The organism is Aminobacter sp. BE322 (assembly GCF_050433525.1).
Taxonomy (GTDB): domain Bacteria; phylum Pseudomonadota; class Alphaproteobacteria; order Rhizobiales; family Rhizobiaceae; genus Aminobacter.
Map to the genome: position 1 here is coordinate 232,469 of NZ_JBNPXB010000002.1, position 19,130 is coordinate 251,598.

The 19,130-nt window shown below is 66.9% G+C and carries 18 protein-coding genes; 11 read left to right on the top strand and 7 right to left on the bottom strand.

What is annotated here, in order from left to right:
* The first annotated feature begins 45 nt into the window (after positions 1-45).
* Positions 46-1,491 (top strand): PLP-dependent aminotransferase family protein, encoded by a 1,446-nt coding sequence (locus J2X50_RS05170; RefSeq protein WP_429092384.1) that lies wholly within the window; start codon positions 46-48, stop codon positions 1,489-1,491.
* A gap of 38 nt (positions 1,492-1,529) precedes the next feature.
* Here the strand turns inward: J2X50_RS05170 and J2X50_RS05175 are convergent, their stop codons facing one another.
* Both J2X50_RS05175 and J2X50_RS05180 read right to left on the bottom strand, forming a co-directional pair.
* Complete coding sequence (locus tag J2X50_RS05175; protein ID WP_429092385.1) at positions 1,530-3,017, bottom strand: flavin-containing monooxygenase; 1,488 nt, start codon at positions 3,015-3,017, stop codon at positions 1,530-1,532.
* Between the two features lie 85 nt (positions 3,018-3,102).
* Positions 3,103-3,555, bottom strand: coding sequence for a cupin domain-containing protein (locus J2X50_RS05180; RefSeq protein ID WP_429092388.1), 453 nt, complete (start codon positions 3,553-3,555; stop codon positions 3,103-3,105).
* Between the two features lie 222 nt (positions 3,556-3,777).
* Here J2X50_RS05180 and J2X50_RS05185 point away from each other — a divergent pair, with 222 nt between their 5' ends.
* The gene (locus J2X50_RS05185; RefSeq protein ID WP_429092391.1) at positions 3,778-4,773 is read left to right on the top strand and encodes an AraC family transcriptional regulator; all 996 of its coding nucleotides are present in this window, start codon (positions 3,778-3,780) and stop codon (positions 4,771-4,773) included.
* Between the two features lie 10 nt (positions 4,774-4,783).
* On the opposite strand, the gene J2X50_RS05190 is transcribed toward J2X50_RS05185, so the two are convergent.
* Positions 4,784-5,221 (bottom strand): Lrp/AsnC family transcriptional regulator, encoded by a 438-nt coding sequence (locus J2X50_RS05190; RefSeq protein WP_429092394.1) that lies wholly within the window; start codon positions 5,219-5,221, stop codon positions 4,784-4,786.
* Positions 5,222-5,351: 130 nt separating this feature from the next.
* On the opposite strand from J2X50_RS05190, the gene J2X50_RS05195 reads away from it, so the two are divergent.
* The gene (locus J2X50_RS05195; RefSeq protein ID WP_429092397.1) at positions 5,352-8,405 is read left to right on the top strand and encodes an aminotransferase class III-fold pyridoxal phosphate-dependent enzyme; all 3,054 of its coding nucleotides are present in this window, start codon (positions 5,352-5,354) and stop codon (positions 8,403-8,405) included.
* 123 nt (positions 8,406-8,528) lie between these two features.
* Entirely contained in the window at positions 8,529-9,539 is a 1,011-nt protein-coding gene (locus J2X50_RS05200; protein ID WP_429092400.1) for an amino acid ABC transporter substrate-binding protein, read from the top strand.
* Between the two features lie 57 nt (positions 9,540-9,596).
* Here the strand turns inward: J2X50_RS05200 and J2X50_RS05205 are convergent, their stop codons facing one another.
* Both J2X50_RS05205 and phnF read right to left on the bottom strand, forming a co-directional pair.
* Positions 9,597-11,792, bottom strand: coding sequence for an esterase-like activity of phytase family protein (locus J2X50_RS05205; RefSeq protein WP_429092836.1), 2,196 nt, complete (start codon positions 11,790-11,792; stop codon positions 9,597-9,599).
* Between the two features lie 132 nt (positions 11,793-11,924).
* Positions 11,925-12,689, bottom strand: a complete 765-nt coding sequence (gene phnF, locus J2X50_RS05210) for a phosphonate metabolism transcriptional regulator PhnF (protein ID WP_429092402.1) — start codon at positions 12,687-12,689, stop codon at positions 11,925-11,927.
* 90 nt (positions 12,690-12,779) lie between these two features.
* On the opposite strand from phnF, the gene phnG reads away from it, so the two are divergent.
* Genes phnG through J2X50_RS05225 form a run of 3 tightly spaced genes read left to right on the top strand, consistent with a single transcriptional unit; the run spans position 12,780 to position 14,963 of the window.
* Positions 12,780-13,244 carry a phosphonate C-P lyase system protein PhnG gene (gene phnG / locus J2X50_RS05215; RefSeq protein ID WP_429092405.1) on the top strand — a complete coding sequence of 155 codons (465 nt, stop codon included), beginning with the start codon at positions 12,780-12,782 and terminating at the stop codon, positions 13,242-13,244.
* The gene (gene phnH / locus J2X50_RS05220; RefSeq protein WP_429092408.1) at positions 13,244-13,852 is read left to right on the top strand and encodes a phosphonate C-P lyase system protein PhnH; all 609 of its coding nucleotides are present in this window, start codon (positions 13,244-13,246) and stop codon (positions 13,850-13,852) included. Before phnG ends, phnH begins: the two co-directional genes overlap by 1 nt.
* 1 nt (position 13,853) lies before the next feature.
* Positions 13,854-14,963 carry a carbon-phosphorus lyase complex subunit PhnI gene (locus tag J2X50_RS05225; protein WP_429092410.1) on the top strand — a complete coding sequence of 370 codons (1,110 nt, stop codon included), beginning with the start codon at positions 13,854-13,856 and terminating at the stop codon, positions 14,961-14,963.
* Between the two features lie 17 nt (positions 14,964-14,980).
* Here the strand turns inward: J2X50_RS05225 and J2X50_RS05230 are convergent, their stop codons facing one another.
* On the bottom strand, positions 14,981-15,412 hold the full coding sequence (locus J2X50_RS05230) for a type II toxin-antitoxin system HicB family antitoxin (RefSeq protein WP_429092412.1): 432 nt from the start codon (positions 15,410-15,412) through the stop codon (positions 14,981-14,983).
* A 54-nt stretch (positions 15,413-15,466) separates the two neighbouring features.
* Positions 15,467-15,781, bottom strand: coding sequence for a hypothetical protein (locus J2X50_RS05235; protein ID WP_429092415.1), 315 nt, complete (start codon positions 15,779-15,781; stop codon positions 15,467-15,469).
* Between J2X50_RS05235 and J2X50_RS05240 the strand changes: the two genes are divergently transcribed.
* From J2X50_RS05240 to J2X50_RS05255, 4 genes are read left to right on the top strand one after another with little or no spacing between them, the layout of a single operon-like run.
* Entirely contained in the window at positions 15,780-16,805 is a 1,026-nt protein-coding gene (locus tag J2X50_RS05240) for an alpha-D-ribose 1-methylphosphonate 5-phosphate C-P-lyase PhnJ (protein WP_429092418.1), read from the top strand. The two genes, J2X50_RS05235 and J2X50_RS05240, sit on opposite strands and share 2 nt — an antisense overlap.
* A complete protein-coding gene (phnK, locus tag J2X50_RS05245) occupies positions 16,802-17,578 on the top strand; it encodes a phosphonate C-P lyase system protein PhnK (RefSeq protein ID WP_429092420.1) in 777 nt (258 codons plus the stop codon). Before J2X50_RS05240 ends, phnK begins: the two co-directional genes overlap by 4 nt.
* Positions 17,579-17,580: 2 nt before the next feature.
* Positions 17,581-18,288 (top strand): phosphonate C-P lyase system protein PhnL, encoded by a 708-nt coding sequence (gene phnL, locus J2X50_RS05250; protein ID WP_429092423.1) that lies wholly within the window; start codon positions 17,581-17,583, stop codon positions 18,286-18,288.
* The gene (locus tag J2X50_RS05255) at positions 18,285-18,902 is read left to right on the top strand and encodes a DapH/DapD/GlmU-related protein (protein ID WP_429092426.1); all 618 of its coding nucleotides are present in this window, start codon (positions 18,285-18,287) and stop codon (positions 18,900-18,902) included. The genes phnL and J2X50_RS05255 overlap by 4 nt, the downstream gene beginning before the upstream one ends.
* Positions 18,903-19,130 lie beyond the last annotated feature (228 nt).

Here is a 19,130-nt window from a genome sequence, read left to right on the forward strand (position 1 = left end):
CCGGCCTAGCCAGAAGGTCCGGTTTTAAGAAGATGGATAGGCCGGATGGGAAGGCGAAAAGAAATCGCCATCGAGCTTGGCGCCGAAGACGGCCGGCCGGTCTTCCTCGCCTTGGCCGCTTCGATCACCTCGGAAATCGAGCGTGGCCGGTTCAGGCCGGGCGATCCTCTGCCGGGAACGCGGGCGCTGGCGAGAAGCCTCAAGCTCAACCGCAACACGGTCGACGCCGCCTATCACGAGCTGACCATGCAGGGCTGGCTCACGGCCGAGCCCTCGCGTGGCACCTTCGTCGCACATGACCTGCCGGATTTCGGCCCGGCGCAAACGCGCCCAGGCACCGTCTCGAAAGCTGCGCCCGCCGCTGCCACGGCGCGACGGCCGATGCTCAGACTGTCCGACGGCGCGCCCGATGCGCGCCTCCTGCCGGCGGCGGAATTCGCGAGGGCCTTTCGCAATGCGCTGGCAGGCCCCTCCTTCCTGACGGCCTGCGCCCATGGCGACCCGCGCGGCAGCCCGATGCTGCGCGAGGCGCTGGCCGCGCATCTCAAGGAAGAGCGTGGACTGACCGCAGCGCCCGACGACATTCTCGTCGCCCGCGGCAGCCAGATGGCGCTGTTCCTCGCCGCCTCGGCGGTGCTGTCATCGGGCGAAGCCATCGCCGTCGAAACCCCCGGCTATCCGCTGGCCTGGGCGGCCTTCCGCGCCGCCGGCGCGCGCGTCGTCGGCGTGCCGGTCGATGGCGGCGGGCTCGACGTCGACGCGCTCCAACGCCTGGCGGTGCGCGAGAAGGGGCTGAAGGCCGTCTACCTCACCCCGCATCATCAATACCCGACGACGGTGACGCTGGGGGCCGCGCGCCGCCTGAGGCTTCTCGATCTCGCCCGCCGCTTCGGTCTGGCAATCATCGAGGACGACTACGACCACGAGTACCGCTTCGACGGCAGGCCGGTGCTGCCGATGGCGGCGCGGGCAGCGGCTGGCCATCGCATCGTCTATGTCGGCTCGCTCTCCAAGCTGCTCGCACCCGGCATCCGCGTCGGTTATGCGGTCGCCGAACGCGGCTTGCTCCAGCGCATGGCCGACCGACGCGAGGCGATCGACAGGCAGGGCGACCTGCCTCTGGAAAACGCGATCGCCAACCTGATCCTGGACGGTACGCTGCGCCGACATGGCCGCAAGGCGCGCCGCGTCTACCAGGCGCGCCGCGACCATCTGGCCGGGCTGTTGAACGAACGTTTCGGCGATGTCGCTTCCTTTGCCCTGCCGGCCGGCGGACTGGCGATCTGGCTGCAGCTCAATGGCGCGGTCAGCGCCGAAACCTGGGCGGCGCGGGCCGAGGGCCTCGGCCTCGCCATTCTTCCCGGCATTCGTTTCGCCCTCGATGCCGCGAGGCCACCGGAAGCCTTCCGCCTTGGTTTTGCCAGCCTCGATGAAGCCGAGCACGTGCGGGCGATCGATCTGATGGCCAGGGCGGGGCCCTTCCGGGAATAGCCTTCCCCCTGGAATCGTCGGGCAGGGCCCCAGGCCGCCTATGCCGCGCGATAGTCAGGCGCGCTCGCCAGATAGGCCGCGTAGGCGTCGGCATTCGGCGGCGCGAAGTTTTCGGCAATCGCATTGCGCCGTCGCTTCCTTGCGCCGATGTCGGCCAGCAGTTCGTCAAAATGCTTGAAATGATACGGCGCCACGCACAGGCCGCCATAGACCCCCGCCGCCGGCCGCTCGTTGCGTTTCCAGTGCAGCATCATCTCGATGTTGTCGGCCATTTCCTGGCGCGAGGGCTGGCGCCCCAGCTTGCCGTCGGCATAGCGCACCAGCCAGTTGGCGGCGAGTTCGGCGCTCAGCACCGTGCAGAAGGACGAGTTGAAGCCGACGAAGCCCATGTCGGGCAGGTCGGGATTGGCGATGACCCTGTAGAGCCGGTATTGCCCGTCCGGTTCGACCAGCTTGCGCTGGTACTCCTCCGGCAGGAACGGCACGCCGGATTTCCAGCCGACGGCGAGGATGGCCATGTCGGCCGCCACGCGCTCCCCGCCCGACAGCAGCACGGTGCCCCGTTCGTAGCCCGAGATCGTTCCCTTGATCGCCGTGATGCGTCCGTCCGCCACCATGTCGAAGAACCCCGGCGTGACGATCGGAACCGAGCAGTTGATGGTGGTTTCGATCGGCTTCGTCGGCCTGAGCCCGGTCTTCTTCAGCTTGAGCTGGACCGAGAGCAGGCTTTCCAGCGCCCGCCAGTTGGCCCAAACCAGCGGCTTGGCGAGAGCGTGCGCGAGCCGCGCCACAAGCGGCTGGTTCCAGCTCGGGAACATCACCTCCTGGGCGCGGACATAGAGGATGCGCTTGAAGTTGATCAGGCCGCCGATGAAATACGGAATGCGCCAGACCGGTTCGAGATAGACGATGGTGACGCCGGCTGCACCCGAATTGACCGCGTTGACGGCGATGTCGGTGGCGGACTTCGAGAAGCCGAGCACGACCACGCGCTTGCCCTTCACGGTCGCGGGATCGTTGTATTCCGAGGAATGCAGCACCTGGCCGCCGGCCGCTGTAAAAGCATCCTGGCCCGGATGCACCAGCTCGCGCTTTTCGCTGAAATTGCCGGTGCAGACCGCAACGAAATCGAAGTCCTCGCTCACTGTCTGTCCGTCGCCGGCGGCGAACCCGACGCTCCAGCCCTTCGCCCCGTCCCGCCGCCGCATCGAAACGACCTTGGTGCCGTAGCGGATCAGCGGCACGAGTCCGTTCCGCCCGGCATAGGTCTTCAGATAGGCGTGGACCTGCGTGCCTTTCGGCCATTCCGGATAGTCGTCCGGCATCGCCATCGAGGTGTAGCGATAGAGATCCTTCGGGCTTTGCGTCTGCACGTCGGGATAGGAGCGCGACGGCTCCCACACGCCGCCCAGGTCGGCGCCGCGCTCGACGACATGCACCTCGTGGCCGCGTTCCCTGAAGGCGTTCGCAGCCGCGAGCCCGCTCACGCCCGCGCCAATGACGCAGACTTTCTTCTTCTCGACCATTTTGCTTTCCTCCAGAACGCAAGCTCGCCCTCGCACGCGACGAGGTCGCGTGCGCCGTGGCGGGCGGCGGTCTTTATCCGGTGGCTTAGGCGTTCGCCTCGGGCGGCAGGAACTCGACCTCGTGCTGGGCCGAGATCTTCACCACTTCGGCCGGGTCGGCGAGGTTGTCGAGCCTGTTGAACAGCTCCTCCAGCATGCGCGCCGGCGACACCCAGAACAGCGCCTTGGCTGGCTTGTCCGACTTGTTGAAGTAGCCGTGCGGGATGCCGCGCGGCATGCGCACCAGGTCGCCTGCCCGGGCCTTCACCCATTCGCCGTCGAGCTTGAGATCGAGTTCGCCTTCCTGCACCAGGATGAACTCTTCCTGGGTCGGGTGGATGTGCACGGGCACGAACTGGCCCGGCTCGCTGTTGGTCTCGAAGGCGAAGGTGGAATCGCACACCGCCTTCGGGAAATAGACCTGTCCAAGGATGTTCCATGTCTTGCCGGCATAACCGTCGCCCTTGCGGGTGATGCCCTTGGCGAGTTCCTTGCTCATCGAATGCTCCCTCTGTTCGAAGGGCCTGCCAAACGCGGCCCTTTCATTTGTTCCAGGCCGAAGACTGCGGCAGGCCTGGTCGAGGCACTAGCCGGAAAGCGCGACGACTATCCAGAAAACGCAAAAATGCTGCGGGGCGCGGACGCTGCCACGCATTTTCATTGGCAGTCGGAGGATCGGTGCTAGTCTCGCCCGATGCCGATGGAGGAGGCGTCCGGTCGGATGGTACCGCTTTCAAACCATGTCTTGTTTCAGTCGAGCGATCTCGACTACGCGAGGGAGCGCGTCGCCCAGAAATTCTGCGACCACCGGCTGGACATCATCGGTGATCGAAAGCCGTTTCGGGTCACGCACAACTACGTGCCCGGCGAGATGATCTCGCTCAACTACATCAGCTATGGCGCCGACGTGCTGATCGACCCGGGCGAACTCGGCGACTTCTATCTGATCCAGATGCCGACTGCCGGCACCGCGACCATCCGCAACGGCACGCGCGAATTCCTGACCAACCGCAACGTCGCTTCCGTCCTCAACGCCGACCTGGCGACCAGGATGAAGTGGTGGCAGGGCTGCGCCCAGTTGCACATCCAGGTGCGCAAGGCGCCGCTGCATGCCTTCGCCATGCGCCTGCTCGACCGCGACATCCCCGGGCCGCTGATCTTCGACCCGCTGATCGATTTTTCCCGGCCCGAGATGCAGGCATGGCGGCGCCTGGCGAACTCGCTCTTCCACGCCGCCGACATGAAGGCGCCCTCGCCCGCTGCGGGCATCCGGCAGGCGATGCATGAGCAGCACCTCCTGGAGCTGTTCCTGCGCAGCCAGCCCAACAATATGAGCCTGTTCTTCGACGACCGCAGGCAAGGTGCGGCGCCCCGCCACCTCAAGCGCGCCGAGGAGTTCATCCGCGCCAACGTCGCCTCGCCCATCGGGCTGCTCGAGATCGCCGAGGCCGCCGGCGTGGCGCCCAGGACGCTGCAGCTGGCCTACAGGAATGCCTTCGGCTTCTCGCCGATGCGGGCGCTCACCCGGGAACGCATGCGGCGCGCCCGTTTCGACCTGGTGGCGAGCGATGCAAGCGTCACCGACGTCGCGCTCAAATGGGGCTTCACCCATTTCGGCCGCTTCGCCGCCGAATACCGGCATGAGTTCGGCGAGCTTCCCCGCGAGACGCGGCGAACGCGCCACGGCTTCGCCCACCCCCGGCCGGAAATGGCCTGACCAGCTTCCCTCACTCGGCCCGGTCGATGTCCCGGCGCAGGACGATCAGCGTCGTCAGGTCGTCGACGCTCGGATGGGTGGCGATCACGTCGCGCAGCGTGTTCAGCCTGTCGATGGAGGGCACCTCGACCTCGACGATGAGGTCGAGCTGGCCGGAGACCGAGGAGACCCGCCGCACCTCCGAATGCCGCGCCAGCTGGTCGAGCACGCCGATGGCCGGAGTGCGGGCCAATGTCACCATCAGGAAGGCCGACACCAGCCCCTGGTCCATCTGGCCGATATCGGCGCGATAGCCGCGGATGACGCCGCTCTTTTCCAGCATCGCCACGCGCTCGGTGGTGGCACTTCGCGACAGCCCGATGCGCGCCGCAAGCGCCTTCATCGGGATGCGCGCCTCCTTCGACAGGATGCCGAGAATGTCCCTGTCCCTGGCGTCGAGTTCCTTCATCGTCCGCTTCCGTCGGTCGCCGTGAATGTGCCGGTCGATGCACGCGAAGTGCCGGTGTAACCGTCACATTGCCGGATGCCCGATTTTTGCGCCCGTGCCAAGCTCCGGCATCAGAAAATCCGGAATGCCGATGACCGACGTAAACCACCCCGCGCCGCAATTCTCCCGCGAAGAGGCGGCTGCACTCGCCGCCGGCCACTTCGGCATCGGCGGCGTCGCCACCCCGCTCGACAGCGAGCGCGACCAGAATTTTCGCCTGATGTCGGCCGAGGGCGACTGGATCTTCAAGATCGTCAATGCCTCCGAGCCGCGCCAGGAAAGCGCGTTCCAGGTGGCGCTGCTCGATCACCTGGCAAGCACGAGCCCGAGCCTCGGCGCCCCTCGCCTCAAGCGCAATCGCGACGGAGCCTGGCTCGCCCACGCACCGGCCACAGGCGGCGGCGAGCACGCGCTGCGCCTCGTCTCCTGGCTGCCCGGCCTGCCACTGGCCGAGGCCGCGCGGACCCCGGCGCTGCTCGAAAACCTTGGCCGTGCCCTCGGCCGGCTCGACCGTGCCCTGCAGGGCTTCATCCACCCCGGCGCGCTGAGGAGCTTCGACTGGGACATCCGCCAGGCAGGTGCCGCGCGCGGCCGCCTTGCCCATGTCGCCGACGATGCCGACCGCGCTTTGCTCGAACGCTTCCTCGACCGTTTCGATGCCGAGGTCGCGCCCAGGCTGCCTGCCCTGCGCGCCCAGGTCATCCACAACGACGCCAATGACTGGAACGTGCTGGTCGACGAAAACGATTACGGCCGCATCGCCGGCATCATCGACTTCGGCGACGCGCTCCACTCGCCCCTAGTCGCCGAGGTGGCGGTTGCCTGCGCCTACTCGATACTCGACGTCGAGGACCCGATCGGCGCCGCAGCAGCACTCGCCGCCGGTTTCCATGCCGAATATCCGCTGCACGAGGACGAGGTCGACCTGTTGTTCGACCTCATCGCCATGCGGCTGGTCATCTCCGTCTCCCTGTCGGCGGTGCGCAAGGCGCAGGTCGGCGACAATCCCTATCTCGCCATTTCCGAGGCGCCCGCCTGGCGCCTGCTGCGCCGCCTCGACGCCATGAACCGTCGTTTCGCCACCGCGATCCTGCGCCATGCCTGCGGCTTCGACGCGGCACCCGGCGCGAGGGCCGTCACCGCCTGGATCGAAGCCAACCGCAAGAGCTTCGCGCCCGTGCTCGACCAGCATCCGGCGACGCTCGCCAAGGCGCTGGTACCCTATGGCGATCCGGCCCATCCGATGACGGTCACCTCGGCCGGGCAGCAGCCGGAGAAGGCCACGGCCTGGTGGGACGCGTGGTGCGCCGAAAACGGCATCGCCCTCGGCATCGGCCCGTGGGGCGAGGCGCGCACCGTCTACACCTCCGACATCTTCTGGTCGCGCTTCGTCGAGGGTGCCCGCCGTATCCATCACCTCGGTCTCGACCTGTTCATGCCGGCGGCTACCCGGGTCTACACGCCGCTGGCGGCCACCGTGAAAAGCGTCGAGATCGAGGAAGACCCGCTCGGCTATGGCTGCCTGATCGCGCTCGAACATGCGCCCGAGGGCTGCCCGCCCTTCGTCACGCTGTGGGGCCACATGGCGCATGAGGCGATGGCGCGCCTCAAGCCGGGCGACAAGCTCGCCGCCGGCGCGCTCGTCGGCGAAATGGGCGCGCCCGCCGAGAACGGCGGCTGGGCCCCGCATCTGCATTTCCAGATCTCGACCGACCCCGATCTCGCCGCCCGCGACATCCTCGGCGTCGGCGAGGCGCGTTATCTCGACGTCTGGGCCGAGCTGTTCCCGGATGCGGCAGCGCTCGCCGGCATTCCGCCCGAGACCTTCCACCAGTCGGGCCGCACCCGGCCGGAGATCGTCGCGGCGCGGAAAGCCTCGCTGCTGCCCAACCTGTCGATCTCCTATTCCGAGCCGATCAAGTTCGTGCGTGGCGAAGGCGCCTGGCTGATCGACGACCGCGGCCGCGCCTATCTCGACTGCTTCAACAATGTCTGCCATCTCGGCCACGCCCATCCAGACGTCGTAGAAGCCATCGCTGCCCAGGCGGCCAGGCTCAACACCAACACGCGCTACCTGCACGACACCATCGTCACCTATGCCGAGCGGCTGACCGCGACCTTGCCCGACGGCCTGTCGGTCGCCTCCTTCGCCTGCTCCGGCAGCGAGGCCAATTCGCTGGCGCTGCGCATGTCGCGCACGCTCACCGGCCGCAACGATGCGCTGGTGCTCGACTGGGCCTATCACGGCACCACCCAGGAGCTGATCGACCTCAGCCCCTACAAATACAAGCGCAAGGGCGGCAAGGGCCGGCCGGCGCATGTCTTCGAGGCAACCATCCCCGATAGCTACCGCGCACCTGCGGACTGGCCCGTCGAGGAACATGCAAGTCGCTTCGCCGAGAGCATCGCCGAGCAGATCGAGGCGATGCGCAGAGAGGGTCGCGCGCCGGCCTTCTTCATCGCCGAATCCATCCCCAGCGTCGCCGGCCAGGTTTTTCTCCCCGAGGGCTATCTGGAAGAAGTCTACGCCATGGTGCGTGCCGCCGGCGGCCTGTGCATCGCCGACGAGGTGCAGGTCGGCTTCGGCCGTGTCGGCAGCCACTGGTGGGCCTTCGAGACGCAGGGCGTCATCCCCGACATCGTCACCATGGGCAAGCCCATCGGCAACGGCCACCCGATGTCGGCGCTGGTCACCACGCGCGACATCGCCGACCGCTTCAACAACGGCATGGAGTATTTCAACACCTTCGGCGGCAACCCGGTGTCCTGCGCGGCCGGCCTCGCGGTGCTCGACGTCATCGAGCGCGACCGCCTGCGTGACAACGCCGCCGATGTCGGCACCTATCTCGTCGAGCGTTTCCGCGACATGCAGGAGCGCTACGAGGTCATCGGCGACGTCAGGGGCATGGGCCTGTTCCTCGGCATCGAGCTGGTGACCGACCGCAAGACCAAGGAGCCGGCCACCGCATTCGCCCGCAAGGTCAATGACGGCGCGCGTGCCCGCGGCGTGCTCATCGGCACCGAAGGCCCGCACGACAACGTGCTCAAGATGCGCCCGCCGATGATCTTCACCCGGCACGATGCCGACCATCTCGTCGGCGTACTGGAGGAAACCTTCGCCGCCGTGGAGGCCGGCGGTCAGTAGGCAATAGGCAATATCCGCGCGACTAGCGCGGCGGCATTCGACACGGCGACCAACGGCAACTTCCGGCGCAACGCGCCGGCGGCACGAAGAGGCTTTGCCTCGAACACAGGGAGGAGGAACCCAATGAAACATCTGGTCTCAGCACTTCTGCTCGGCACGGCGGCACTTGCCGTGCCGGCCAAGGCCGACACGCTCGACATCGTCAAGCAGCGCGGCACCGTCACCTGCGGCGTCAGCCAGGGCGTCGCCGGCTTCTCGGCGCCTGACGACGCCGGCAAGTGGTCGGGCTTCGACATCGACATCTGCCGCGCCGTGGCGGCGGCCGTGCTCGGCGACCCCGAGAAGGTCAGCTACGTGCCGCTGTCGACCAAGGAGCGTTTCACCGCCGTACAGTCGGGCACCGTCGACCTCTTGTCGCGCCAGACCACCTGGACGCTGTCGCGCGATTCCAGCCTCGGCCTGCGTTTCGTCGGCACCGCCTATTATGACGGCCAGGGCTTCATGGTGCGCAAGGACCTCGGCGTCGACAACGCCCTTAAGCTTTCGGGCGCTACCGTCTGCACCGAGCAGGGCACGACGACCGAGCAGAACGTCGCCGACTATTTCAGCGCCAACAAGCTGAAATACGAGCCCGTCGTCATCGATTCAGCCGACGGCATCATCAAGGCTTTCGACACCGGCCGCTGCGACGTCTACACCACCGACGCCTCGGCGCTCTATGCGCAGCGCCTCAAGCTCGCCAACCCGGCCAGCTACACCGTGCTGCCCGAGATCATCTCCAAGGAGCCGCTCGGACCGGCCGTGCGCCAGGGCGACGACAAGTGGTTCAGCATCGTGCGCTGGACGTTGTTCGCGCTGATCGAGGCCGAAGAGCTCGGCATCACCAAGGACAACGCCGAAGCCGGCCTCACCTCCGCCAACCCGGCGATCAAGCGCTTCCTCGGCGCCGAGGGCGACAGCGGCCAGCAGCTCGGCCTCGACCCGCGCTGGGCCTACAATGTCGTCTCCAGGGTCGGCAACTACGGCGAGATCTTCGAGCGCAATCTCGGCCAGTCGAGCGAGCTCAAGATCGACCGCGGCATCAACGCCCAGTGGAATGCCGGCGGGTTGATGTACGCCCCGCCGGTGCGCTGAACCCCTCGCATGAAAAAGCCGCGGCACCTCGTGCCGCGGCTTTCCACTTTCATCCGGTCAGTTGACCGCGGCGATGTTGCCCAGGCGGATGAACAGCGTCTCGCCCGAGGAGTCGTCGACGCCGTCATTGTCCGTCGCCACGAAGGCCTGGCCGTCCTTGTCGATGGCAAAACCCTCGACCTTGTCGACGACGTAACCATTGGTCGCCGCCTTGAGGTCGGGCACGAGGTCGCGCACCAGCGTCTTTGCGACCACCGGCAGCTCGCCGCCGAGCTTGACCGGCTTGAAGCCGTCGAGCGCCACCGCATAGAGGCGCTTGATCCCGGCTTCCTGGCCGATCAGGTTGTCGCGCTCGACGACGTAGAGCTTGCCATCATGGGCGGTGATCTCCGACAGGCCGACCCAGCCCTTCTCGGTGGCGTCGAGCGGATAGCGCACCGCCGACCACTCCTTGTCCTTGGGCTTGTAGGCGACGAGCTTGACCCGGCCCTTGGGATCGTCGCCCCATTCGCGCTGCACGGCCATGACGAGCATGAGCTCGTCGCCTTCGCCGATGGTGGTGATGCCTTCGAGGCCATAGCGGGTCTCGCCGGCGAGCAGTTCCGCCGGGAAGGCGATCTCTTCCTTGATCGCGCCCTTGGCGTCGACCCTGTAGACGGCGTGCGGCACGAGCTTGTCGCTGCGGCCTTCAGAGACCAGCCAGAAGCCGTCCTTGCCGTCGGAGACGATGCCTTCGAGGTCGAGCTTCTGTGCCGGGGCACCGTCGCGGGTGACCACCGTCCTGGCCGAGATCAAGGCCGGGGTCTTGGTCGTGTCGATGGTGAAGATCGACGGCTGCGAGCGGTAGACCGAGTCCGACACGGCATAGAGCTTGCCGGCTTCCTTGGGATCCGCGGCGAGGCCGGAAAGGGCGCCCCAGCCGAGCGGCGTGCCATCCTCGCCGAAGCTCGACACGATCTGCGGATAGGCGGCATCGCCTTCGCCGCGCTCATAGACCATCACATGCGAGCGGGCGAGGCCGTCCTCTACCAGGTCGGTCTCGTTGGCGGTGACGAGCAGGTTGCGCTGCGGGATCGCCACCAGCCCTTCCGGGCCGACGCCCGAGGGCAGCAGCTGCAGGAACTCCGGCTCCTTGCCGGTGTCCTTGTAGACGCCGACCAGCGAGGCGCGCTCGGCCGCGACGAAGATCAGCTTCTGGTCACCGAAGCTCGCGACCTCGATGCCTTCCGGCTCGATGCCCTTCTTGTTGCGGTGGTCCGGATAGTGGCCGGCGGCGGCAGCCTGGTACTCGAAGGCCGGACCGGATTCGTAGAGGACCTCGCCCGCCTTGGAGAAGATGGTGAAGCCGCGGGCGCCGCCCTTGTAGTCGCCCTCGTTGGCGACCACGAGGCGGTCGTCGTCCAGCCACTTCACGGCATCGGGCTCGCGTGGAGAATTCTCGACCTTGCCGGTGAAGCTGATCGCCCCGTCCTTCTTGGTGTCGACGTTCTCGAGCGTCACTTCGCCGGCTGCAAAATGCGTGACGATCCTTGCAGTCGCTGCGTCGACGATGGCGACGTGGTTGTTCTCCTGCAGCGTGACGGCGATCTCGCCCTTGTCGTTGAAGGAAACGAATTCCGGCTCCGGATCCTCCGGCGCTACCTTGGCGATGCCGGTCAGATCCACGGTCTTGATCGTCGCGCAGTCGGGCGTGCCGTCCGTGAGCGCGACGATCTTCAGGTTGCCCGCCGGCAGCTGCGGCAGCTCGCCGTCATTGAGCTCCTCGTCGCGCTCGTTCTCGATGGCGATGGCAAGGTACTTGCCGTCCTTGCTGAGCGCCACCGAATCGGGCTGGCCGCCGAGGTCGCAGCTGGCCTCGATTTTCTTCGCGGCGAGGTCGATGACGGTCAGGTTGCCCGACGGCTGCTGCTTGCTCTTCGAGGTGTTGACGCCGGCGAGAACCTTGGCGCCGGCGACGACGACCGACGTCGGCTCGCCCTCGATCTTGACGATGCCGGCGGCCTTCGGCGCCTTGGCGTCGGTGATGTCGATGAAGCCGACCGCGCCGAGCGGGCTGTCGGAATAGACCAGCGTCATGCCGTCTTCGCTGACCGTGACGATCTCGGACGAGGTCGGCGTCGCCGGGTCGATGTCGGCCGGCAGGTTCCGCGCGACCGGGAAGGTGGCGATACGGTTGAACACCTCGGCCGCATGTGCCGGGATCGCCGCCGACGCCGCGAGCGCGGCGGTCAGAAGCAGGAGCTTGCGGGGCATCTTGCCCGAAATGTCGCCTGACATGGGAAACCTCTTTGCCTGAACGGATTTTGCGGATTCCGTTTGGGCGAGTGAGATTTCAGCGCGATGACGGTTGCACGACGATTCCATGACAACCCAGAGCCGAGTGCGCTAGGCCTCGGTCGAGACGCTGAGCTCGACCCGGTCGGCGACGAAGCGCGTTTCGGCATACTGGATCGGCACGCCCTGGGCATCGACGTTGACGGCGACTGCGACCAGCACGATGGCACCGGCCGAAAGCCTGAGGTCGGCGAGGTCGGCGGCATCCGCATGGCGGGCCGAGACCAGGGTCGCCTTGCGGAAATAGTCCTCGATGCCATAGCGCTGGAAGGCGAGCGTGATCGAGCCCGTCTCGGCATAGGCATCGGCATAGCCGGGGAAGCGTTCGGCGTCGAACCAGCCGGTTGCGCGCGACACCGGGCGATCGTCGGCCTCGCTCAGCGTCTCCAGCCTGACCACGGGCGCGCCCTCTGAAAGACCGAGGCCTTCGGCCACGCGCTTGGTCGCCGCCTCCACCGCATGGGAGAGCAACAGGCTACGCCGGTCGCGCGTCTGGCTGCGTAGCCCGGTGGAGAAGCGCGTCCGCGCCGAGATCGGGTAGGACAGCTTCTGCCGGCTTTCGACGAAGGTGCCGCGCCCCTGTTCGGCTCTCAGCACGCCCTCCTGCACGAGCGCTGCGATGGCGCTGCGCAGCGTGTGGCGATTGACGCCGAAACGCTCGGACAGGACCATTTCCGGCGGCAGCTTGCCGTCGGCGCCCAGCGTTCCGGCTGATATCGCCTGCCTGATCTGGTCGGCGATCTGGCGCCACAGCGCCACCCCGCTCTTGCGCGTCACCGCCTGTTCTTGCCCGCTCAAATCCACCGTCCCTGTCATGCGCTCGTCACGGAGCCTCTCTACAAGCCCATTGTATGTTGTTCGATTGTATAGAACAATAGACAAATATGAAGTGGAGCGGCAATCGAGATGGACCGACGGCAGGAGAGAGAACTGGAAGCGGCGCGGAAGGCGGCCATGGCGGCCCTCGCCTTGGCTTCCACGGAAGAGTTGAAGCGGCTGTGCGCGGCTGCCGGCATAACCAGTGAGGCCGAGATGCTGCGCGGACCCGAGACCGGCCTGGTGTCGGTGCGCGGCCGCATCGGCGGCGGCGGCGCACCGTTCAACTTCGGCGAGGCGACGGTGACCCGCGCCACGGTGCGCCTGCCCTCGGGCGAAATCGGCCACTCCTATGCGCTCGGCCGCGACAAGGAGAAGGCAAGGCTTTCGGCAATCGCCGATGCGGTCTGGCAGAACCCGGCTCGCCGCGCCGAGGTCGAGGACAAGATCCTTGCCCCCCTGCGCGCCGCCCAGGTCGAGGCCGACGCCACCAGGCGCGCCGAGACGGCGGCCACCAAGGTCGACTTCTTCACCATGGTTCGCGGAGAGGACTGATGGAACAGCTCGATGTCATCGACGGCGGTTTCGCCGCTCCCGTGTTCGACGCCCAGACGGTGTTCCGCGCCGTCATGGACGCCATGGCGCGCCCCGGCACGGTCCAGCCCGTCGCCGCATTCGCCCAGCCGCCCGCGCCGCTGTCGGCAACAGCAGGTGCGGTGGCCCTCACCCTGTGCGACCACGACACGCCGCTCTGGCTCGACACTCCGCTCCAGGTATCGGCCGCAGCCAAGTCCTGGCTCGCCTTCCACAGCGGCGCACAGCTGGCGACGACGCCCGCCGACGCCCATTTCGCCCTCGTCGCCAATCCGGCGACGCTGATCGCGCTCGAGAACTTCGCCCAGGGCACGCAGGAATATCCGGATCGTTCGACCACGCTGATCCTGCAGGTCGAAAGCCTGACGGCGGGCGAGCCGCTCGAACTCAAGGGTCCCGGCATCGAGACGACCGCGACAATCGCGCCGTCGCCGCTGCCGCGCCACTTCGTCGAGCAGTGGAAGCAGAACGGCGCGCGCTTCCCGCGCGGCACAGACGTCATCCTGGCAGCGCCCGGTGCGGTCGCCTGCCTGCCCCGCACCACCCGCATCAAGACGATGGAGGCCTGACATGTATGTTGCAGTCAAAGGCGGCGAAGCAGCCATCGCCAATGCGCACCGCCTGCTCGCCGACCGCCGCCGCGGCGACCGCTCGGTGCCGGCGCTGCGCATCGACCAGATCGTCGAGCAGCTGGCGCTCGGCGTCGACCGCGTCATGTCGGAAGGCTCGCTCCACGACCGCGAGCTGGCGGCGCTTGCCATCATGCAGTCGCGCGGCGACCTGATCGAGGCGATCTTCCTCGTCCGCGCCTACCGCACCACTCTGCCGCGCTTCGGCTACACCCGGCCGATCGAAACCGCCGCCATGCAGGTCGAGCGCCGCGTCTCGGCCACCTACAAGGACCTGCCCGGCGGCCAGCTGCTCGGCCCGACCTTCGACTATACCCACCGCCTGCTCGACCCCGAACTCGCGCATGACCCTGCCATTGCCGAGCCCGAACAGCGCGAGGGTGACAGCCAGCGCATGGCGCGCGTCTCCGAGATCCTTGCCCATGAGGGCCTGATCGAAGCCGACGGCGAGCTGCCGGAGGATCATGCCACCGGCGACATCACCCGCGAGCCGCTGGAATTCCCGATGGAACGCGACATCCGCCTGCAGGCGCTGTCGCGCGGTGATGAAGGATTCCTGCTGGCCCTGGGCTATTCGACCCAGCGCGGCTATGGCCGCAGCCATCCCTTCGTCGGCGAGGTCCGCATCGGCGAGGTCGAGCTGGAACTCGACGTGCCGGAACTGCCCTTCCCCGTCACGCTTGGCCGCATCCGCGTCACCGAGTGCCAGATGGTCAACCAGTTCAAGGGCTCGGCCAAGGCGCCGCCGCAGTTCACCCGCGGCTACGGGCTGGTTTTCGGCCAGTCCGAGCGCAAGGCCATGGTCATGTCGCTGTGCGACCGCGCCCTGCGCGCCGGCGAGTTGGGCGAGGACATCACCGCTCCCGCCCAGGACGAGGAGTTCGTGATCTCGCACTCCGACAACGTCCAGGCCACCGGCTTCGTCGAGCACCTGAAGCTGCCGCACTATGTCGACTTCCAGGCCGAACTCGACCTCGTCCGCCGCATGCGCGGCGAGCATGAGAAGCGCAACCAGACCAACGAAACCGAACAGCGGGAGGCGGCGGAATGAGCGCCTCCCGGAATGTGCTACGCGGCATCGCGCACCGAGATCACGATGTCCTTGCCGAGCACGGCCAGCGCCGCTTCGAGCGCCTGGACCTTGGTCGGATGATCAGGGTCAAGGATGCGGCGGGCCTCTCCCTCGGCCTTGCCCAGCAGGCGTCCAAAGTCCGACTTCGACATGCCACTGGCACGAAACGCTTCGACCACGGCCAGCTTCAACGCCGTGGTAGCGCTGACCGGAATTGCCACCAGTCCCTTGCGTTTGGTGATCGGCGTCGGAAGCGGCCGATCGAGAGCCAGATAGCCGCGCAGGGCGAAACCAAGCGCTTCTGCCGCACTGGAGCGCGCGTCGGTCAAATCGTCACCGAAGGTGATCGCCTCCGGGACGTCCGGGAAGGTTACAATGTACCCCCCATCGGGATCCGCCTGAAAATCGGCTGCAAAGACGTATTCCATGTCCGCTTCCTTAGCTGCAGCAACCGTGGGCAGTACAAGAGACAAATCGAGCCGTCATTCGATACCGAGTTGCCCCTTCACGAGCGCCACGTAACCGGGCTTGAGCTCTCCCGACTTACCCGATTTGATCATGGTGAAACGGTCGCCAAAGACAACTCGGTAGTGGGATCCCTTGCCATGATCCTGAAGCACTTCGAAATGCTTTCCGGTCTTACGCGCCAAAGCTCGAAGCTCCCGGATAAGAGCCTCCCGTTTCATCTGCCGCATCCCCTCGCCGCAAGTAAATTCGCACATTTTTGTACGGATCACAAGCGCAAGAGAGTCGCAACGCTGAGAGGCGAAGGGCAACGGCCAGGAAGTCCAGATCATGACTGACATCGCAACCTACAACTTCGCCTATCTCGACGAGCAGACCAAGCGGATGATCCGCCGGGCGATCCTCAAGGGCATCGCCATCCCCGGCTACCAGGTGCCGTTCGCATCCCGCGAAATGCCGATGCCCTATGGCTGGGGCACCGGCGGCGTGCAGGTGACGGCCGCGATCATCGGCCCCGACGACGTGCTGAAAGTCATCGACCAGGGCGCCGACGACACCACCAACGCGGTCTCGATCCGCGCCTTCTTCCAGAAGGTCGCCGACGTCGCGGTCACCACTGAAACCTCGAAGGCGACCATCATCCAGACGCGCCACCGCATCCCGGAACATCCGCTGGCCGAGGGCCAGACGCTGGTCTACCAGGTGCCGATCCCCGAGCCGCTGCGTTTCCTCGAACCGCGCGAGACCGAGACGCGCAAGATGCACGCGCTCGAGGAATACGGCCTGATGCACGTCAAGCTCTACGAAGACATCGCCAGGCACGGCCGCATCGCCACCACCTACGCCTATCCGGTCAAGGTCGAGGGCCGCTACGTGATGGACCCCTCGCCGACGCCGAAGTTCGACAACCCGAAGATGCACATGTCGCCCGCACTGCAGTTGTTCGGCGCCGGCCGCGAGAAGCGCATCTACGCCGTTCCGCCCTTCACCGAGGTCGTCAGCCTCGACTTCGAGGACCATCCCTTCGAGATCCAGAGCTTCGACCAGCCCTGCGCCTTGTGCGGTGCCGAGCAGGTCTATCTCGACGAGGTCATCCTCGACGATCACGGCGGGCACATGTTCGTCTGTTCCGACACCGACCATTGCGAGACGCGCCGCAAGGACGGGCATGTCGGGCATCTGAATCCCGAAACGTCGAGCTGCCCCTCATCCCCTGCCGGACCTTCTCCCCGTAAGAACGGGGAGAAGGAGGAGGCTCCAACGTCCATGCCCCCCTCTCCCCGTTCTGCACGGGGAGAGGGTAAGGGTGAGGGGTGGCGCGGCGCCGAAGAGACCAGAAAGGAGATTTCAAAGTGACCGACGAACCGCTTCTGCGCGTCACGGCGCTGTCGAAATATTACGGCTCGCGCATCGGCTGCGAGGACATCTCCTTCGACCTCTGGCCGGGCGAGGTGCTGGCCATCGTCGGTGAGTCCGGTTCGGGCAAGACCACCCTGCTCAACTGTCTCGCAACCCGGCTGCTGCCGACGTCGGGCACCGCCAGCTACCGCATGCGCGACGGCCAGTGGCGCGACCTCTACCGCATGAGCGAGGCCGAGCGCCGCTTCCTGATGCGCACCGACTGGGGCTTCGTCCACCAGAACCCGGCCGACGGCCTGCGCATGACGGTGTCGGCCGGCGCCAATGTCGGCGAGCGGCTGATGGCCATCGGCGACCGCCACTACGGCAACATCCGCGGAACCGCCATCGACTGGCTGTCACGCGTCGAGATCGGCGAGGAGCGCATCGACGACGAGCCGCGCGCCTTCTCCGGCGGCATGCGCCAGCGCCTGCAGATCGCCCGCAACCTCGTCACCGGCCCCAGGCTGGTGTTCATGGACGAGCCGACCGGCGGCCTCGACGTGTCGGTTCAGGCGCGCCTGCTCGACCTGTTGCGCGGGCTGGTCACCGACCTCGGGCTGGCTGCCATCGTCGTCACCCACGACCTCGCCGTCGCCCGGCTCCTGTCGCAGCGCATGATAGTGATGAAGGACGGCCATGTCGTGGAAAGCGGCCTCACCGACCGCGTGCTCGACGATCCGCGCGCGCCCTACACCCAGCTCCTCGTTTCCTCCATCTTGCAGGTGTAACCATGGCCACGCCACTCATCGTCTCCGAGGTCGCCAAGGCCTTCACCATGCACCTGCGCGGCGGCATCCGCCTGCCCGTGGTCGCCGACGTCTCCTTCTCGGTCCGTGCGGGCGAATGCGCCGTGCTCGGCGGCCCCTCGGGCGCCGGCAAGAGCTCGATCCTCAAGATGGTCTACGGCAACTATGGCGTCGACCAGGGCCAGATCATCGTCGAACACCACGGCCAGCTGGTGGATCTCGCCACCGCCAACCCGCGCACTGTGCTGGCTGTGCGCCGCGATACCATCGGCTATGTCAGCCAGTTCCTGCGCACGGTGCCGCGCGTCTCCGCGCTCGACGTCGTCGCCGAGCCGTTGGTCGCCCGTGGCACCGCCCGCGACGAGGCCCATGCACGGGCATCCGAACTGCTCGGCCGGCTGAACCTGCCGGAGCGCCTGTGGGGCCTGCCGCCCGCCACCTTCTCGGGCGGCGAGCAGCAGCGCGTCAACATCGCCCGCGGCTTCATCACCGATCACCCGGTGCTGCTGCTCGACGAGCCGACGGCCTCGCTCGACGCCACCAACCGCGAGGTGGTGATCGGCCTGATCGAGGAGAAGAAGCTGAAGGGCGTAGCCCTGCTCGGCATCTTCCACGACGCCGACGTGCGCGAGGCCGTCGCCGACCGCATCGTCGACGTCACCGCCTTCGCCGCCGGAAAGGTCGCAGCATGAGCCGCAAGCTGTCCGAACAGCCCTGGATCCATCCGAGCGCCGAGGTGACGCAGTCGACGCTTGGCCGCTGGACCGAGGTCTCCGAGCGCAGCCGCATCAGCGAGAGTTCGCTCGGCGACTATTCCTACGTCATGCAGGACTGCAGCCTGTGGTGCACCACTGTCGGCAAGTTCTCGAACATCGCGGCCGCCGTCCGCTGCAACGCCACCAACCATCCGACCTGGCGGCCGACGCTGCACCACTTCACCTATCGCGCCTCCGACTATTGGGACGACGCCGAGCACGAGACCGACTTCTTCGAATGGCGCCGCTCCAATGCCGTGACCATCGGCCACGACACCTGGCTCGGCCACGGCTCGACGTTGCTGCCCGGCGTCACCGTCGGCGATGGTGCTGCGGTCGGCTCGGGCGCGGTCGTCACCAAGGACGTCGCGCCCTACACCATCGTCGCCGGCGTGCCGGCCAAGCCGCTGCGCGAACGCTTCGACCGCAGGACGGCCGAGCGTTTCCAGGCGCTGGCCTGGTGGGACTGGGACCATGCCAGGCTGCGCACCGCGCTCGACGATTTTCGCAACCTCTCGGCCGAAGAATTTCTGGAAAAGCACGGCGGCTGACAGGGCAATCGCCGATACCCCCACCCCTACCCCCTCCCCACAAGGGGGAGGGGTACTTTGCCGCACCACCGTCCGGTGCCAAGACTTGGAGCTGCGGGCATCCTGACGAATGCAATGCCGCCGCTCCGGCTGTTCTTCTTGGCCGCATTCGCGACGCCAGACACGACCGTCTGGCTGCAAAATGCTGTCGATGATTTTGGCCGGCGACGGCGGAGAACTTGTCCCCCT

Bases quoted from the DNA above. Each gene is read 5' to 3' on its own strand.
- J2X50_RS05170 (WP_429092384.1), top strand. From the start codon at position 46: ATGGGAAGGCGAAAAGAAATCGCCATCGAGCTTGGCGCCGAAGACGGC.
- J2X50_RS05175 (WP_429092385.1), bottom strand. From the start codon at position 3,017: ATGGTCGAGAAGAAGAAAGTCTGCGTCATTGGCGCGGGCGTGAGCGGG.
- J2X50_RS05180 (WP_429092388.1), bottom strand. From the start codon at position 3,555: ATGAGCAAGGAACTCGCCAAGGGCATCACCCGCAAGGGCGACGGTTAT.
- J2X50_RS05185 (WP_429092391.1), top strand. From the start codon at position 3,778: ATGGTACCGCTTTCAAACCATGTCTTGTTTCAGTCGAGCGATCTCGAC.
- J2X50_RS05190 (WP_429092394.1), bottom strand. From the start codon at position 5,221: ATGAAGGAACTCGACGCCAGGGACAGGGACATTCTCGGCATCCTGTCG.
- J2X50_RS05195 (WP_429092397.1), top strand. From the start codon at position 5,352: ATGACCGACGTAAACCACCCCGCGCCGCAATTCTCCCGCGAAGAGGCG.
- J2X50_RS05200 (WP_429092400.1), top strand. From the start codon at position 8,529: ATGAAACATCTGGTCTCAGCACTTCTGCTCGGCACGGCGGCACTTGCC.
- J2X50_RS05205 (WP_429092836.1), bottom strand. From the start codon at position 11,792: ATGCCCCGCAAGCTCCTGCTTCTGACCGCCGCGCTCGCGGCGTCGGCG.
- phnF (WP_429092402.1), bottom strand. From the start codon at position 12,689: ATGACAGGGACGGTGGATTTGAGCGGGCAAGAACAGGCGGTGACGCGC.
- phnG (WP_429092405.1), top strand. From the start codon at position 12,780: ATGGACCGACGGCAGGAGAGAGAACTGGAAGCGGCGCGGAAGGCGGCC.
- phnH (WP_429092408.1), top strand. From the start codon at position 13,244: ATGGAACAGCTCGATGTCATCGACGGCGGTTTCGCCGCTCCCGTGTTC.
- J2X50_RS05225 (WP_429092410.1), top strand. From the start codon at position 13,854: ATGTATGTTGCAGTCAAAGGCGGCGAAGCAGCCATCGCCAATGCGCAC.
- J2X50_RS05230 (WP_429092412.1), bottom strand. From the start codon at position 15,412: ATGGAATACGTCTTTGCAGCCGATTTTCAGGCGGATCCCGATGGGGGG.
- J2X50_RS05240 (WP_429092418.1), top strand. From the start codon at position 15,780: ATGACTGACATCGCAACCTACAACTTCGCCTATCTCGACGAGCAGACC.
- J2X50_RS05235 (WP_429092415.1), bottom strand. From the start codon at position 15,781: ATGATCTGGACTTCCTGGCCGTTGCCCTTCGCCTCTCAGCGTTGCGAC.
- phnL (WP_429092423.1), top strand. From the start codon at position 17,581: ATGGCCACGCCACTCATCGTCTCCGAGGTCGCCAAGGCCTTCACCATG.
- J2X50_RS05255 (WP_429092426.1), top strand. From the start codon at position 18,285: ATGAGCCGCAAGCTGTCCGAACAGCCCTGGATCCATCCGAGCGCCGAG.